The sequence below is a fragment of the Streptomyces sp. NPDC000075 genome, from assembly GCF_040301925.1.
Classification (GTDB): Bacteria; Actinomycetota; Actinomycetes; order Streptomycetales; family Streptomycetaceae; genus Streptomyces; species Streptomyces polychromogenes.
Genome location: NZ_JBEPFL010000047.1, coordinates 38,160 through 53,500, shown reverse-complemented (window position 1 = coordinate 53,500; position 15,341 = coordinate 38,160). Strand labels below are relative to the sequence as shown.

18 protein-coding genes are annotated in these 15,341 nt (G+C 73.4%); 11 read left to right on the top strand and 7 right to left on the bottom strand.

The genetic code is table 11. The features are described from left to right. Positions 1 to 183 precede the first annotated feature (183 nt). From ABT403_RS35460 to ABT403_RS35450, 3 genes are all read right to left on the bottom strand, one after another. On the bottom strand, positions 184 to 831 hold the full coding sequence (locus ABT403_RS35460; RefSeq protein ID WP_344169231.1) for a DUF5063 domain-containing protein: 648 nt from the start codon (positions 829 to 831) through the stop codon (positions 184 to 186). Beyond that, a complete protein-coding gene (recR, locus tag ABT403_RS35455) occupies positions 824 to 1,423 on the bottom strand; it encodes a recombination mediator RecR (protein WP_344169234.1) in 600 nt (199 codons plus the stop codon). Before recR ends, ABT403_RS35460 begins: the two co-directional genes overlap by 8 nt. Positions 1,424 to 1,493: 70 nt before the next feature. After that, entirely contained in the window at positions 1,494 to 1,838 is a 345-nt protein-coding gene (locus ABT403_RS35450) for a YbaB/EbfC family nucleoid-associated protein (RefSeq protein ID WP_344169238.1), read from the bottom strand. A gap of 277 nt (positions 1,839 to 2,115) precedes the next feature. Between ABT403_RS35450 and ABT403_RS35445 the strand changes: the two genes are divergently transcribed. Next, entirely contained in the window at positions 2,116 to 2,841 is a 726-nt protein-coding gene (locus ABT403_RS35445) for an SLATT domain-containing protein (protein WP_344169241.1), read from the top strand. Between the two features lie 15 nt (positions 2,842 to 2,856). On the opposite strand, the gene ABT403_RS35440 is transcribed toward ABT403_RS35445, so the two are convergent. The 3 genes from ABT403_RS35440 to ABT403_RS35430 all read right to left on the bottom strand — a co-directional run bounded on the left by ABT403_RS35440 (position 2,857) and on the right by ABT403_RS35430 (position 5,748). After that, a complete protein-coding gene (locus tag ABT403_RS35440) occupies positions 2,857 to 3,507 on the bottom strand; it encodes a putative DNA-mimic protein (RefSeq protein ID WP_344169244.1) in 651 nt (216 codons plus the stop codon). 111 nt (positions 3,508 to 3,618) lie between these two features. Continuing rightward, on the bottom strand, positions 3,619 to 4,287 hold the full coding sequence (locus ABT403_RS35435) for a GntR family transcriptional regulator (protein WP_344169247.1): 669 nt from the start codon (positions 4,285 to 4,287) through the stop codon (positions 3,619 to 3,621). Between the two features lie 108 nt (positions 4,288 to 4,395). Beyond that, a complete protein-coding gene (locus ABT403_RS35430; RefSeq protein WP_344169250.1) occupies positions 4,396 to 5,748 on the bottom strand; it encodes an aspartate aminotransferase family protein in 1,353 nt (450 codons plus the stop codon). Between the two features lie 175 nt (positions 5,749 to 5,923). On the opposite strand from ABT403_RS35430, the gene ABT403_RS35425 reads away from it, so the two are divergent. Genes ABT403_RS35425 through ABT403_RS35410 form a run of 4 tightly spaced genes read left to right on the top strand, consistent with a single transcriptional unit; the run spans position 5,924 to position 8,294 of the window. Continuing rightward, the gene (locus tag ABT403_RS35425; RefSeq protein ID WP_344169253.1) at positions 5,924 to 6,580 is read left to right on the top strand and encodes a DJ-1/PfpI family protein; all 657 of its coding nucleotides are present in this window, start codon (positions 5,924 to 5,926) and stop codon (positions 6,578 to 6,580) included. Further along, on the top strand, positions 6,573 to 7,121 hold the full coding sequence (locus tag ABT403_RS35420; RefSeq protein WP_344169256.1) for a MarR family winged helix-turn-helix transcriptional regulator: 549 nt from the start codon (positions 6,573 to 6,575) through the stop codon (positions 7,119 to 7,121). The genes ABT403_RS35425 and ABT403_RS35420 overlap by 8 nt, the downstream gene beginning before the upstream one ends. 52 nt (positions 7,122 to 7,173) lie before the next feature. Further along, the gene (locus ABT403_RS35415) at positions 7,174 to 7,587 is read left to right on the top strand and encodes a nuclear transport factor 2 family protein (RefSeq protein WP_344169259.1); all 414 of its coding nucleotides are present in this window, start codon (positions 7,174 to 7,176) and stop codon (positions 7,585 to 7,587) included. Positions 7,588 to 7,592: 5 nt separating this feature from the next. Continuing rightward, the gene (locus ABT403_RS35410) at positions 7,593 to 8,294 is read left to right on the top strand and encodes a LysE family translocator (RefSeq protein WP_344169262.1); all 702 of its coding nucleotides are present in this window, start codon (positions 7,593 to 7,595) and stop codon (positions 8,292 to 8,294) included. Between the two features lie 47 nt (positions 8,295 to 8,341). Here the strand turns inward: ABT403_RS35410 and ABT403_RS35405 are convergent, their stop codons facing one another. Continuing rightward, entirely contained in the window at positions 8,342 to 8,821 is a 480-nt protein-coding gene (locus ABT403_RS35405) for an HIT family protein (RefSeq protein ID WP_344169266.1), read from the bottom strand. Between the two features lie 169 nt (positions 8,822 to 8,990). Here ABT403_RS35405 and ABT403_RS35400 point away from each other — a divergent pair, with 169 nt between their 5' ends. From ABT403_RS35400 to ABT403_RS35375, 6 genes are all read left to right on the top strand, one after another. Continuing rightward, positions 8,991 to 10,058: an alpha/beta hydrolase gene (locus tag ABT403_RS35400; RefSeq protein ID WP_344169269.1), complete on the top strand. Its 1,068-nt coding sequence runs from the start codon at positions 8,991 to 8,993 to the stop codon at positions 10,056 to 10,058. Further along, positions 10,051 to 11,265, top strand: a complete 1,215-nt coding sequence (locus ABT403_RS35395) for an acyltransferase family protein (RefSeq protein ID WP_425580340.1) — start codon at positions 10,051 to 10,053, stop codon at positions 11,263 to 11,265. The genes ABT403_RS35400 and ABT403_RS35395 overlap by 8 nt, the downstream gene beginning before the upstream one ends. Positions 11,266 to 11,275: 10 nt before the next feature. Further along, entirely contained in the window at positions 11,276 to 12,598 is a 1,323-nt protein-coding gene (locus ABT403_RS35390; RefSeq protein ID WP_344169272.1) for a sensor histidine kinase, read from the top strand. Beyond that, positions 12,595 to 13,266 (top strand): response regulator, encoded by a 672-nt coding sequence (locus ABT403_RS35385; protein ID WP_344169275.1) that lies wholly within the window; start codon positions 12,595 to 12,597, stop codon positions 13,264 to 13,266. The genes ABT403_RS35390 and ABT403_RS35385 overlap by 4 nt, the downstream gene beginning before the upstream one ends. An 87-nt stretch (positions 13,267 to 13,353) precedes the next feature. Then, complete coding sequence (locus ABT403_RS35380) at positions 13,354 to 14,682, top strand: sensor histidine kinase (RefSeq protein ID WP_344169278.1); 1,329 nt, start codon at positions 13,354 to 13,356, stop codon at positions 14,680 to 14,682. After that, on the top strand, positions 14,679 to 15,338 hold the full coding sequence (locus ABT403_RS35375; protein ID WP_344169281.1) for a response regulator: 660 nt from the start codon (positions 14,679 to 14,681) through the stop codon (positions 15,336 to 15,338). Before ABT403_RS35380 ends, ABT403_RS35375 begins: the two co-directional genes overlap by 4 nt. Positions 15,339 to 15,341: the final 3 nt, after the last annotated feature.

The following is a 15,341-nucleotide window of genomic DNA, read 5'->3' as shown; positions in this document are numbered from 1 at the left end:
TCTTCTTGGCATCCACGATCCGCTTGGCGACGCGCTTGATGCCCTCGGCATCGGCTACGGAGGAGCCTCCGTACTTCTGCACGACAAGGCCCACGTGCGCTCCTCGCTCGGTCCGTCTCATTGCGCGTGCAGTCTAACGAGCGGCCGGGATCCGACCGCTCCGTACCGCATCATGAGACGGGATTATTTACGGCCGAGCCTACCGAGCTCCTGCTCCATGACCTGCCCCGCCTGCTCCACGAGGTCCTCCTCGGTGAGGTCCTCGTCGGTGTCCAGGCCGTCGAGGGCCGCGAGCGGCTGGTTGAGGCGGACGTGCGAGATCAGCGACTGGAGGGCACGCAGGGTGGCCGAGGCCGTCGGCCCCCAGTTGGTGAAGTACGAGAACTGCCACCACCACAGCGCCTCGGTGACCCGGCCCGCCTGGTGGTGGATGAGGCCGTGCCGCAGGTCGGCGACCACGTCCGCCAGGTCGTCGGAGATCCGGTGCGCGACCGGGGCCTTGCGCGGCTCGTACGGGTCGAAGACCTCGGAGTAGACGTCGACCGGCTCCAGCATCACGGCGAACCGCTCGCGCAGGACGTCCACGTCCGGCTCCGGGCCCAGGTCGGGCTCGTAGCGCTCGTCGGGCAGGACGTCCTGGTACGCGCCCAGCCGGCCGCCCGCCAGCAGCAGCTGGGACACCTCCAGGAGGAGGAAGGGGACGGCGCTGTCCGGGTCCTCGCCCTTGGCCACCTCGGTGACCGCGACGATGAAGGACTCGATCTGGTCCGCGATCGAGGCGGCGAAGTCGTCCGGATCCTGTCCCAGGGCGTGCAGCGTTGCGTCAGACATCAAGAAGTCGCCTTCCTTCAAAGGCCCGCCCGAGCGTGACCTCGTCCGCGTACTCCAGGTCTCCCCCGACGGGGAGCCCGCTGGCCAGGCGGGTGACCTTCAGGCCCATGGGCTTGATCATGCGGGCGAGGTAGGTGGCGGTCGCCTCGCCCTCCAGGTTCGGGTCGGTCGCGAGGATCAGCTCGGTGACCGTCCCGTCCGCGAGGCGCGCCAGCAGCTCGCGGATGCGCAGGTCGTCGGGGCCGACGCCCTCGATCGGGCTGATCGCGCCGCCGAGGACGTGGTACTTGCCCCGGAACTCGCGGGTCCGCTCGATCGCGACGACGTCCTTCGGCTCCTCGACCACGCAGATCACCGACGTGTCGCGGCGCGGGTCGCGGCAGATGCCGCACCGCTCCTCCTGCGCCACGTTCCCGCAGACCGCGCAGAACCGGACCTTCTCCTTGACCTCCAGCAGCGCGTGCGCGAGGCGCCGGACGTCGGTGGGCTCGGCCTGCAGGACGTGGAAGGCGATCCGCTGCGCGCTCTTGGGCCCGACGCCGGGCAGCCTGCCCAGCTCGTCGATCAGGTCCTGGACCACGCCTTCGTACAACGGACTGCCTTCTTTCGGTTCTGGTGCTGTGTTCTACAGGGAACGGGGACGGGACGGGAAGGGGCGGGGGCTAGAAGGGGAGGCCGGGGCTGCCGCTGCCGCCGCCCAGGCCCTGCGCCAGCGGGCCCAGCTTCTGCTGCTGGAGCGCCTGCGCGTTCTCGTTGGCGGCCTGGACCGCCGCGACGACCAGGTCGGCGAGGGTCTCGGTGTCCTCCGGGTCCACGGCCTTCGGGTCGATGACCAGGGCCCGCAGGTCACCGGAACCGGTGACGGTGGCCTTCACCAGACCGCCGCCGGCCTGGCCCTCGACCTCGGTCCGGGCCAGTTCCTCCTGGGCCGTGGCGAGGTCGCGCTGCATCTTCTGGGCCTGCTGGAGCAGCTGCTGCATGTTGGGCTGGCCACCACCGGGAATCACGGGTACTCACTCCATCTGCGCATCGGCCTGGCTGCGGCCGTCGGGAACGCTCGGTCAATCCGAGCCTACGTGCTCCCCGGGCGCCGCGCCCTACGCCGGGAGGACCAACTCTTTCGGGTGAGAGACGGGGCGTGCGCGTCCCTGTTGGGGACCTCCTTGCGGGCGGAAAACCGGGGATTCGTCGCCCATCGCGTGTCATTCGAAGGTAGGAAGAGCATGCGCACCATTGCGCACACGCGCACCACGACACGTCAGTGCAGGCAGAGGGAGTGCCCGGGTGAGTCAGCCGGAGATGCAGCCCGAGGGGCCACCCCGGGATCCCGCAGAGGACGGCGACCTGACCGGCCGGCCGTTCCCCCTCGGCGACTGGGGCGAGCCCGCCGAGCGGCTCGACGAGCTCTACCGGCGGGTGGAGGCCGACGCGCTGCGCACCGCCGAGTGGTACCTGTCGGACCGGGCCTGGAAGCGGCGGGGCGCGCGGACCCTGCGGGCGGGCGCGGCCGTGGGCGCCGTCACGGGCGCCGCGATGCCGCTGCTGGAGCTGACCGGCTCGGCCCCGGGCGTGGCCCCGTACGGTTACCTCTCCCTGCTGCTGGCCGCCGCCTGCCTGGCCTGCGACCGGTTCTTCGGGCTGACCTCGGGGTGGATGCGGGACGTGGCGACGGCGCAGGCGGTGCAGCGCCGGCTCCAGACGCTCCAGTTCGACTGGGCCTCGGAGAACGTGCGCGAGGTGCTGGGGCCGACGGAGGGCACGGCGAGCGAGGCCGCCGAGCGCTGCCTGACGGTGCTGCGGCGGTTCTCCGAGGACGTCACGGAACTGGTGCGCTCCGAGACGGCCGACTGGATGGTGGAGTTCCGGGCGGGGCCGACGCCGCTGGCCATGCAGTCCCTGGCCGCCGCCCCGGCCCGGCCGGACCCGGGCGTCCCCCCGGCCCGTTTCCCCCTCCCGCCGGGCACCCGCCCGAACATGCCGCGCCAGCGGCCCCCGGAGCAGCCGCGCTGAGGGGGCCGGGTCCGGTCAGCTGAAGATGATCATCGAGCCCTGGCCCAGGCTCCGGGTGGCCGCCGCGTGCAGGCCCAGCCATACGTGCCGCTCCCGCGCGAAGGGGCTCGCGTCGTACGGGATCGGTCCCGCGGGCTCCTCCAGCGCCGTCGGCCCGCCCGGCGGCGCCGGGGCGGCGGGCGGGTTCATGGGGTCTATCCCGATCGCGGGGGCGACGAAGGCCAGCTCGCGCAGCAGCCCCTGCGCCGACCCGAGCGGCCCGCCCCCGGCCAGCAGCTCGTCGTTGGCCAGTGGCGCGGGGAAGTCCACCGGGACGTAGGCCCCGGCGTGGTCGTAGTGCCAGACCAGGTGCGACTGCTGGGCCGTGGCCTCGAACATCTCCAGCAGCTGCTCGTAGTCCCCGCCCAGCTCGTCCACCGGCGTCACCGGCAGCCCGCAGATCTGGAGCAGGTACGCCCGCCGCAGGAAGTGCAGGGCGTCGTAGTCGAAACCGGCCACCGGGGCCACGTCCCCGCTCAGGCCCGGCATGTAGGCGAACACGGGCACCGACGGCAGACCCGCCTCGCCCAGCGCCTTGTCGTACGCGGCGATCTCCTCCGCGAAGGGGTTGTCGGGGCTGTGGCACAGCACGTCGACAAGGGGGACCAGCCACAGGTCACAGGCCACGCGGGCTCCGATCAGTCGTTGCCGCCGATCCGGCCAGCGTAATGCGCCGGACACGCTCCGCGAAGGGGTGCGCAGAACCCGGCGACGGGGTCCGGGCGGGAAGGGAGCCCCTCAGAGGGTCGCGGCCCAGTCCAGGCCGTGCTGGTTGTACCCGCGCACGATGCTGCGGACCGCCTCGGCGTCGGCCCGCGTCACGGCGTCGACCAGCTCGCCGTGCTTGTCCCACAGCGCGGCGGCGGGCTGGGGGGCCCGCTGGAGGTGGGGGACGGAGAAGACCCAGCACTGCACGCGGATCCGGTGCAGGAACTCGGTGATGTAGGTGTTGCCGACCAGCCCGCTGAGCTCGCGCCAGAACCTGAGGTCGTAGCCGATCAGCACTTCGAGCGAACCGCTGTGCGCGGCCCGCCGCGCCTCCTCCGCGCGGCGGCGCACGGACACCAGCAGCTCGGCCGAGCCGGGCGCGGTCCCGCATTCGACGAGCCGGCGGAAGATCCCGTCGAGTATCAGCATCCGGGCCTCGATCATGCCGCGGAAGTCGTCGACCGTGTAGACGCGGACCCGGAAGCCCCGGTGCTGCACGGATTCCAGCAGGCCCTGCGCGGAGAGGTCGACGAGCGCCTCGCGCACGGGGGTCGCGGAGACCTCGTACTGCTCGGCGATCTGCTTGACGGTGAACTCGGTGCCCGGGGGCAGCCTGCCCGCGAGCACCTCGTCACGCAGCGCGTCCGCGATCTGCTGTCGCAGGGTGTTGCGGGTGACACCTCCGCCGCTGCCTGACATAGGGGTCCGTCTCCTCGGTAGAACTTCGGACACCTTAGGCCAGGCAGCGCGGCCGAAACCGATCGGTTCCCCTCCGCTATACGGAGATAACGGCCGATATGCGGATGATCAGCTGCCCGTGGTGTGGCGGTCGGCGACCGTCAGGGCCTCGTCGAGGAGGGCCAGGCCCTCCTTGGCCTCGGCTTCCGTGACGGTGCACGGGGGGACGACGTGCGTCCGGTTCATGTTGACGAACGGCCACAGGCCGGACGCCTTGCAGGCGGCCGCGAACTCGGCCATGGGCGCGTTGTCGGCGCCGGCGGCGTTGTACGGGACGAGCGGCTCGCGCGTCTCCTTGTCCCGTACGAGCTCCACCGCCCAGAAGGTGCCCAGCCCGCGGACCTCGCCGACCGACGGGTGGCGCCCGGCGATCTCGGCGAGCCCGGGGGCGATCACCTCGGCGCCGACGCGGGCGGCGTTGCCGACGACGTCCTCCTCCTCCATCGCGTTGATCGTCGCGACGGCGGCGGCGCAGGCCAGCGGGTGGCCGGAGTAGGTCAGTCCGCCCGGGTAGGGGCGGGTGGCGAAGGTCTCGGCGATGGCGCCGGAGATGGCGACGCCGCCGAGCGGCACGTAGCCGCTGTTCACGCCCTTGGCGAAGGTGATCAGGTCCGGGGTGACGTCCCAGTGCTCGGCCGCGAACCACTTGCCGGTGCGGCCGAAGCCGGACATGACCTCGTCGAGGATGAAGACGATGCCGTAGCGGTCGCAGAGCTCGCGCACCCCGGCCAGGTAGCCGGGCGGCGGGGTCATGATCCCGGCGGTGCCGGGCACGGACTCCAGGATGACCGCGGCGACGGACTGCGGCCCCTCGAAGGCGATCGTGTCGGCGAGGTGGGCGAGGGCGCGCTCGCACTCCTCCTGCTCGGTGGTGGCGTGGAAGGGCGAGCGGTAGAGGAACGGGCCCCAGAAGTGGACGACGCCGGCGGAGGCGGTGTCCGAGGGCCAGCGGCGCGGGTCGCCGGTCAGGTTGATCGCGGCGGCGGTGGCGCCGTGGTACGAGCGGTAGGCGGAGAGCACCTTCTGGCGGCCGGTGTGCAGCCGGGCCATGCGGACGGCGTTCTCCACGGCCTCGGCGCCGCCGTTGGTGAAGAAGATCTTGTCGAGGTCGCCGGGGGTCCGCTCGGCGATGAGGCGTGCGGCCTCGGAGCGGACGTCGACGGCGAAACCGGGCGCCAGGGTGCAGAGCCTGGCGGCCTGCTCCTGGATCGCCGCGACCACCTTGGGGTGCTGGTGGCCGATGTTGGTGTTGACCAGCTGGGAGGAGAAGTCGAGGAAGCGGTTCCCGTCGTAGTCCCAGAAGTACGAGCCCTCGGCCCCGGCGACGGCCAGCGGGTCGATCAGGGCCTGGGCGGACCACGAGTGGAAGACGTGCGCGCGGTCGGCGGCCTTGACGGACGCGCCGGTGACATGAGGGGTCATGGCGTCACGCTAGAAGTGCGCAGGTGGGAAGGGATATCGGCGGACTGTATGGGGGTGGGGGGCCACCCTCGGCAGTCTGTCGGCCCCGGCAGCCGTTGACAGCATGCTGTCATGGTGGGAGCGTGGTTCCGTACCCGCCGCCTCGTCCTTCCGCATTCCCCGTCGGAGGCGTCCCATGAACGGCAGTCCCGTGAACGGCAGTCCCGTCACCACGGCTTACAAGCCCGTCCACCTCGCGGTCTACGACACGTACGCCGACTGGGAGACCGGGCACACCACCGCCCACCTCGCCCGGCGCGGATACCGGATCCGTACGGTCGGCCCGGCCGCTGGCGTCCCGGTCACCACCATGGGCGGCCTCCGCGTCCAGCCCGACCTGGCCCTCGCCGAGCTGCGCCCCGAGGACTCCTCGCTGCTGATCCTGACGGGCGCCGGGCTGTGGGACACCGGCGCGGACCTGGACCCCTTCGCGGCCAGGGCGCGCGAGTTCCTGGCGGCCGGGGTGCCGGTGGCGGCGATCTGCGGAGCCACGGCGGGCCTCGCCCGGGAGGGCCTGCTGGACGACCGCCCGCACACCAGCGCGGCCGCCGCCTACCTCGCGGCGCAGCCCGGGTACGGGGGTGCGGCCTGGTACGTGGAGGCCGACGCGGTCACCGCGGGCGACCTGATCACGGCGGGGCCGACGGAGCCGGTGGCCTTCGCGCGGGAGGTCTTCGCCCGGCTGGGGGTGTACGAGCCGGAGGTACTGGACGCCTGGTACCGGCTGTTCCACGACTCCGACGCCTCCGCGTTCCCGGTCCTGATGGCCGCCGCGGAGGCCGGCGGTGCCTGACCCGCTGCCGCGGGACCCCGCGCGGCCGCTGTCCGGGCGGGAGCGGCAGGACCTGCTCAGCCGGACCGCGCTGGGCGTGTTCCAGCTGAACGGGCAGTTCCTGGCCGTCTCCGAGGAGCTGGCCCGTCCGGCCGGGCTGACGGCCGCGTGGTGGCAGGTGCTGGGCGCGGTGCTGACGGAGCCTCTGCCCGTCGCGGGGATCGCCCGGCGGATGGGGATCACCCGGCAGAGCGTGCAGCGCGTGGCGGACCTGCTGACGGCGAAGGGCCTGGCCGAGTACGTGCCGAACCCCGCGCACCGCCGGGCGAAACTGCTCCGCCCGACGGAGGAGGGCCGCGCCGCGATCGCCCGCATCGACCCGGCCCACGCGGAGCTGGCGGCCCGGCTGACGGCCTTCCTGGGCGAAGCGGCCTTCGCGGAGACGGCGGCGGTGCTGGAGCGGCTGTCGACGGCACTGGCGGCGCTGGCGCCGGACGCCGGGCCGTCGGACACCGGGCCGTCGGACCGGGGTGGTCCGGAGGGAATGTGTCGAAGTCAATAAGCCTGCAAGCAAACCTTGTTGCCTCCGAGTAGCCCATCGCACACTGCGGCACATGGAGCCGTTGAAGGTAGTGGCACGACTGTGGGAGCGGATCGAGGCACGCGACTGGCACGGCGTGGCCCGGCTCGTCGCGGAGGACGCGGTCATCGAATGGCCGGTCAGCGGGGAGCGCATCGTGGGCAGGGCGAACTTCATCGCCGTGCTCAGCGACGAGGGCCCGGATACGGAGGAGAGGTCCATCGGCGGGGTGGAGGTGCTGCGCATCCTCGCCGACGGGGACCTCGTCGTCACCGAGGTGGAGATACCCGAGGACCACGTCCTGTACCGGGCCGTCTCCCTCTGGACGGTGCGGGACGGGGAGGTCGTCGCCGCGAGGGAGTACTGGACCAGCCCTGGACAGGACCCCGCGCCCCGCTGGAGGGCGGGGTACGTCGAGCCGCTGGCGGTGGACCGGGTGGCAGACTGAGCCGCGTGCTCACGCAACTCGCCGCCGCGACCGGGGTCCTGGCCCTGCTGACCGTCGTGCCCGGGCCGGACATGGCCGTCGTGACCCGGCGGGCCGTCTCGCGGGGGCGGGCGGACGGGCTGCGGACCGTCGGCGGGATCGCCGCCGGGCTGCTGCTCTGGGGCGCCCTCACCGTGGCCGGTCTCGCGGCGCTCCTCGCCGCGTCGGCGGAGGTGTACCTGGCGGTCAAGCTGGCGGGGGCCGCGTACCTGTGCCTCCTCGGCGTGCAGTCGCTCCGCCGGCCGGGGGTGGGGGCCGCGGCGGACGGGGACGGTGGCGGCGCGGCCGGTGGTGTTGACGGCGCTGGCGTTGGCGGCCCGGACGGCGGCGGTGGCGGGGGCCTTGGCGGCCCGGACGGCGGGCGGCGCGAGCGGGGCGGGGCCTGGCGGACCGGGCTCGTCAGCAACGCCCTCAACCCGAAGATCGCCGTGTTCTACACGGGCCTGCTCCCCACCCTCGCGCCGCCCGGCCTGCGCCCGGCGGCGGGGATGGCGCTGCTGGTGCTGGTCCACGTCCTGCTGACGCTGGCCTGGCTGGGGACGTACGTCTACGTGCTGTCGCGCGCCCGGCGCTTCTTCGCCCGGCCGCGCGTCCGCCGGGCGATGGACCGGGTGACGGGTGTGGTCCTGATCGGGTTCGGGCTGCGGGTGGCGACGTCGGCGTCGTAGCCGGGGTACCGGCGGGGGCCTCGCCGGTGGCGGGGCCGTCCGGTCCCTCAGCCGGTGAGGCGGTCCAGTTCCTCCGTGAGGGCGGCGCGCAGCGCGTCATGGCGGGGGGCCAGGGCGTGGCGGTCGCCGCGCCAGTACTCCTCGTCGGCGTACATCCAGACCGGCATCCGTACGCGGTGCTCGGGCTCCCAGTCGTAGCGCGGCCAGATGTGGGCGTGGAGGTACGGGTCGGTGTTGCCCAGGATCTCGATGTTCACGCGGCGGAAGGCCGGGTCGAGGCGGGCGCAGGCGCGCTCCACGGCCTCGGCGAACCGCTCCAGGTCGGTGAGGTAGGCGGCACGGCGGGCCGGCGGGAGGTCCGAGAGGCGGGTGACCGCGGGGTCGTCGGTCAGCAGGACCGAGTAGCCCGGGAGGAACTGCCGGTCGCCGATCACGGCGAATCCGGCGTCGAGGCGGCGCAGGACGGTCGGGTTCTGCCCCCGGTGCGCGCTGCCGATGCGGTCGTGCCGCCAGTCGTGGTCGCTCATTCCCGGACCCTAGCCGAGCGGACCTGGCTCTCAGGTAGGGCGTGTCATACCTGAGAGCCATCCGCGAAGCCCGCTCCGCAGTGTGATGCCGACCAGGGGTGCGGATTCCTAACTTCGTTACCGGAGCGGGCGAGTGCCCGATCGGGAGCGAGGCACGGGGGGCACCGCCATGAACGGCACCGGCACGAACAGCAGCAGTACGAGCGGCAGCGTCGCGAACGGCACCGCCACGAGCGGCACCGCCACGAACGGCAGCGGTACGAACGGCAGCGGCGCGAACGGCAGTCTGCGCGGCAGGGGCGTCCGGCGGGGCCGGGTCCTGCGCACGGTGCTGGCCGGGCTCGTCGCCGGGGCCGTGGTCGTCCCCGTGTCGGCCGCCGCGTCCCCTGGGGTGCCGGCGCCCGCACCGGCGGTGCTCGCCGGGTCCGCCGGCCCGCAGGAGCGCTACGCCGCGAACCTCGCCAACCTCGCCGAGGCGGCGCGTACGGCCGAGGAGGCGGGCCAGAGCGGCCGGGCGGCGAAGCTGCGGGAGATGGCCTCGGCGGGAGCGGGGGACGCCCGGTTCCTCACCTTCGACGGGCGGGGCGGGGGCCGGGTGGTGGAGGTGTTCGGCGATCTGGGCACCGCCGACCGGATCGCGGTGCTGGTGCCCGGCTCCGATACGACCCTCGACACCTACCGGCGCTTCCGCGACGGGGCGCTGAGCCTCCAGCGGCGGCTGGAGGAACAGCACCCGCGCTCCGCCGTGGTCGCCTGGCTCGGGTACGACACACCGGGCACCGTCAGCACCACCGTGCTGACCGCCGACCGGGCGGACCGGGCCGCCGCCGAACTGGGCCCGTTCCTGTCACGGTTGCGGGGGCTCACCACGGACGGGGCCCGGATGTCGCTGCTCTGCCACTCCTACGGCTCGGTGGTCTGCGCCCGTACGGCGACCGGGCCCGGGGTGACGGACATCGCGCTGTTCGGCAGCCCGGGTACGGGGGCCGACACCACCGCCGCACTGCCGACCCGGGCCCGGATATGGGCCGGCCGGGGCAGCGGGGACTGGATCGGGGACGTGCCCCATGTCCGCCTCGGCGGGATCGGCTTCGGCACCGACCCGGTGGACCCCGCGTTCGGCGCCCGGGTCTTCCCCGCGGGCAGCGCCGGGCACAGCGACTACCTCAAGCCCGGCACCGCCTCCCTCGACGGCCTGGCCCGCATCGTGCTCGGCACGGAGGTGCCCCGTGTCTGAGGTGCGCGGGCGCTGGGCCGCGCTCGCCGACCGCGTCGACCGGGCGACCCCGGAGGGACGGGACCGGTCCGTGGACGCCCTGCGGGCCTTCGCGATCCTCGGGGTCGTGTTCGGGCACTGGCTGGTCACCGCACTGACCGCCGAGGGCGGATCCCTGCACGGCACCAGCCCGCTGGTGCGCATGCCCTGGCTGGCCCCGCTGTCCTGGGTGTTCCAGACCCTGGCCGTGTTCTTCCTGGTCGGCGGTCATGTCGCGGCCCGGGGGTACGACTCGGCGCGGGTGCGCGGGGTGTCGTACCGGGCCTGGGTCGGGCAGCGGCTGGGCCGGCTGTTCCGGCCGGTGGCGGCGGTCGTCGCCCTGTGGACCGTCGTGGCGGCCGGGCTGCTGCTGGGCGGGGCCGAGTGGGACACCGTACGGACGCTGCTCACGCTCGTGTGGTCGCCGCTGTGGTTCCTGCTGGTGTTCGCGGCGCTCACCGCCGCGACCCCGCTGGTGGCCCGGCTCAGCCCGGTGTGGCTGGTGGCCGTGGTGGCGGGGGTCGACGCGTGGCGGTTCGGCTTCGGCGGGCCTCAGTGGGCCGGCTGGGTCAACGTCGCCGCGGGCTGGCTCGTGCCGTACACGCTGGGGGCCGCCTGGGCCCGGGGCGCGTTCACCCGGAGGCGGCGTCCGGCCCTGCTCCTGCTGGGCGGTGGGGTGGCCGCGGCCGCCGCGCTGGTCGTCTGGGGCGGGTACCCGGCGTCCATGGTGGGGGTGCCCGGTGCGGCGGTGTCGAACCTGAACCCGCCGACGCTGGCCGCCGTCGCCTTCGGTCTGGCCCAGTGCGGGCTGGCCCTGCTGGTGCGCGAGCCGCTGGGTCGGGCGATGCGCCGGCCCCGGCGGTGGGCGAAGGTGGCGCTGCTGAACCTGTCGGCGATGACGGTGTTCCTGTGGCACCAGACCTCGATGATGGCGGTCACCGCCCTCGGGCTGCTGGTCTCCGCCGATCTGCCCGGGCTGCACACGGTGCCCGCCTCGGCGGGGTGGATAGCCGCCCGGCTGCTGTGGCTGCCGGTGTTCGCGGCCGCCTTGGCCGTCTGCTGGGCCGCGTTCCGCGTCCACGAGCGGCCCCGGCCCCGGGCCGCCGGCCGGAGCGTGGCCGTCGGCGGGTCCTCCCGGGGGTCCGGTGAGCGGACTCCGGCAGCGGGCCGGGTGATCTCCCGTGCCTAGGCTGGGCGGTGTGAATGCGCAGAGCGAGCCCCCGGCCCCGGTCCCGGCCCCCGAGCGGGAGGGCCGCGCCCCGGTGGGGGTGGCCCGTCAGCTGTTCACCCTCGGGCGGGACCCGCTGCCCCCGATGAAGCGGCCCCGCTGGCTGGCCCGGCTTCCGCACGCCCTCGTCGGCTACCTGGCGGTGTTCTTCGGGTTCATGACGTCCGCTCAGCTCCAGGACCACTACGACGTGCACGATCCGCGCGTCGTCGTCCTGTCCCTCTTCACCGGCTTCTCCATCGTGGCCGCGATGTTCCGGCCGGTCGCCGCCTGGTGGCTCGGGATGGTGACGGCCGGGTTCATCGCCTGGGTGATTCACCGTGAGGTCGGACCGGGGCAGACCTGGCCGTGGACGCCGATCGGGCCGTTCGCCTTCGCGCCGCTGGTCCTGCTCGTGGCCCTGCGCGTGCCGCCCAAGGTCACGGCATGGGTCATCGGCATCCCCGTCGCGTCCACCGGCGTGGCCGAGATGCTCTTCAAACCGGAGCACGGGCAGAGCAGTGCGATCATCGCGCTCCTCGTGTGCGGTTTCGCCGGGCTCCTGGGGTACGCCCTGCGGGCGACACGGCTGGCCCGCAGCCAGCTCGTCGCGCAGGAGAGCCTCACGGAGGAGGAGCGGGCCCGGCGGACCCTGCTGGAGGAACGCAGCCGCATCGCCCGCGAGCTGCACGACGTGGTCGCCCACCACATGTCGGTGATCTCCATCCAGGCGCAGGTCGCCCCGTACCTGGTGGAGAACCCGTCCGAGGAGCTGAAGGAGAACCTGGCGGGCATCCGGGAGAACGCCCTGGAAGCCCTGACGGAGCTGCGCCGGGTACTGGGCGTGCTGCGGTCCGAGCAGCCGGGCGAGGGCTCCGGCCCGCACCACCCGCAGCCCACCCTCGCCGAACTGGACGGGCTCGTGGACAACGTGCGCGGCGCCGGACTGGAGGTCACCACCGAGATCGCGGGCGTGCGGCGGCCGCTGACCCCGGGCGTCGAGCTGACCGCGTACCGGATCGTCCAGGAGGCGCTGAGCAACTGCCTGCGGCACGCCCCCGGTTCCCGGGTGGAGGTGGGGATCGCGTACGGGCCGCGCGAACTGCACCTGTGCGTCGCGAACTCCGCCCCGACCCGGCCGGCCCCGCCGTCGCCGGGCGCGGGGCACGGGCTGCTCGGGATGCGCGAGCGGGCGGGCATGCTGGGGGGCGAACTGGCCGCCGGTCCCCGCCCCGGCGGCGGGTACGAGGTGAGCGCCGTGCTCCCCATGGACCCGCCGGGCCCGTCCCCCTCCGAGACGAAGAAGGACGTATGAGCACTCCGATCAGGGTGATGATCGCCGACGACCAGATGATGGTCCGGCAGGGCTTCACCGTCCTCCTCAACGCGCAGCCCGACATCGAGGTCGTGGGGCAGGCCGTCGACGGCGCGGACGCGGTGGCCAAGGCGGCCGAACTCGGGCCGGACGTCGTCCTGATGGACATCCGGATGCCCGGGATGGGCGGGATCGAGGCCACCTCGGTCATCACGGCCGTCCCGGACTGCCCCGTGAAGGTGCTGGTGCTGACCACCTTCGACCTGGACGAGTACGTCTACGAGGCGCTGCGCGCCGGTGCGTCGGGGTTCCTCCTCAAGGACGCCTCCGCCGATCAGCTGGCCGAGGCGGTACGGGTGGTGGCCGCCGGCGAGGCCCTGCTGTCGCCGAACATCACCAAGCGGCTGATCACCGAGTTCTCGCGGATGGGTGCCCCGCGCGCGCCGTCCAGGGCGCGGATCCAGGACCTGACGGAGCGGGAGACGGAGGTGCTGTCGCTGATCGCCCAGGGGCTGTCCAACGCGGAGATCGCGGAGCACCTGGTCCTGGCCGAGCAGACGGTGAAGACGCATGTGGGCCGGATCCTGGTGAAACTGGGGCTGCGCGACCGCACGCAGGCGGCGGTGTTCGCCTACGAGACGGGTCTGATCCGTCCGACGGGCTACTGACGGCCCCGCGTAGTACCTGAGAGGGACCCCGGGAAATCCCCTTCAGCGGCGACGCGGACCAACCCGGTCCCGGCCTACGGTTTGGACATGACCGAGACGACCCCCGGGGCGACCCCCCGGCCTCCCGAACTGCGACTGGCTTCGGGCTTGATCCAGAGCCTGCGTGACGACCTGCTCACCGACGCCTTCGCCTACCGGCCGCTCGCCCCGATGCGGACGGACGGGCGGCTGCCCCGGCTGCTGCCCCGGCGGATACGGCCGAAGGCGGCCTACCTGCCGCACGCTGCGGTCGCGGCGACGGCGTTCTTCGTGTTCCTGCTGGGGAACACCGACAACTTCAACGGGATGCCGCCGGTCCAGTCCCTGCTGATCGGGGTGCTGGCGGCGGCGCCGGTGCTGATGACTCTGGTGCGGCCCGTGGGGGCGTTCTGGGCGGCCCTGGCCGTCACCGCCGTGCTGTCCGTGCTCCAGGACCAGATCATGGTCTGGCCGTGGTCGCCGGCGACGTTCGTCGGGCATCTCGCCGTCCTGACGTTCGTGGCGATGCGGACCCGGCCCCGGGTCGCCGGGTGGATGTGGGTCGTCACGCTGGTGTTCGGGACGGCCCTGCCGATCCTCGTCGGCTCGGCGGGCTCGGTCCAGCCCGCGCCCATGGCGATCACCTCGGCGATGGCGCTGCTGGCCGTCACCGTCCGCAACACCCGCCGGGAGGCCAAGCAGGAGGTCACGGCGCAGCAGGAGGTGACGGCCGTCGAGCGGGACCGGCGGACGCTGCTGGAGGAGCGGACGACCATCGCGCGCGAGCTGCACGACGTGGTCGCCCACCACATGTCGGTGGTGGCGATCCAGGCGGAGGCGGCCCCGTACCGGGTGAAGAACCCGCCGCCGGAGCTGGAGGCGGCCTTCGCCACGATCCGGGAGAACGCGGTGGCGGCGCTGACGGAGCTGCGACGGGTGCTGGGCGTGGTCCGGTCCGCGGACTACGAGGCCCCCGAGGCCCCGCAGCCGACGCTGGCCTCCCTGGACGGGCTGCTGGCCAATGTGCGGGAGGCCGGGCTGAGGGTGGAGAAGACGGTCACGGGCGCGGTGCGCGAACTGCCGCAGGGCGTGGAGCTGTCGGCGTACCGGATCGTGCAGGAGGCGCTGAGCAACAGCCTGCGGCACGCCCCGGGCGCGGTGGCCGGGGTGGAGATCTCGTACGTGCTGGGCGGTCTGGGGATACGGGTCGTCAACGGGCCGGCCGTCGGGGACGTCCGCCCCTCCCCGGGGGCCGGGCACGGGATCACGGGGATGCGGGAGCGGGTGGCGATGCTGGAGGGGGAGATGACGGCCGGGGAGAGCGCCGGAGGCGGGTACGAGGTGGCCGTGTTCATACCGGTGCCCGGCCGGCCGCAGCCCGAGGAGGCACCGGTATGACGATCAGGGTGCTGATCGTCGACGACCAGATGATGGTCCGTGAGGGCTTCTCCGTCCTGCTGAACGCGATGGAGGGGATCGAGGTCGTCGGCGAGGCGGTCGACGGCAGGCAGGCCATCGCGCAGGTGGCGGCGCTGCGGCCGGACGTGGTGCTGATGGACATCCGGATGCCGGAGATGAACGGACTGGAGGCGACGCGGCACATCGTGGCGGCCGACTCGGACGCGAAGGTGCTGGTCCTGACGACCTTCGACCTCGACGAGTACGTGTACCAGGCGCTGCGGGCGGGGGCCTCGGGGTTCCTGCTGAAGGACGCGTCGGCGCGGCAGCTGGCGGAGGGGGTGCGGGTGGTGGCGGCCGGGGAGGCGCTGCTGGCCCCTTCGGTGACGAAGCGGCTGATCGTGGAGTTCTCGAAGCTCTCGGAGGTGTCACGGACCGCAGACCCCTCCGGGGTGGGGGAGTTGACGGAGCGGGAGACGGAGGTGCTGGTGCTGATCGCCCAGGGGCTGTCCAACGCGGAGATCGCCGACCGGCTGCTGGTCGCGGAGTCCACGATCAAGACGCATGTGAGCCGCATCCTGGTGAAGCTGGGGCTGCGGGACCGTACGCAGGCTGCGGTGTACGCCTACGAGACACGCCTGGTGACACCGGCTTAGGCT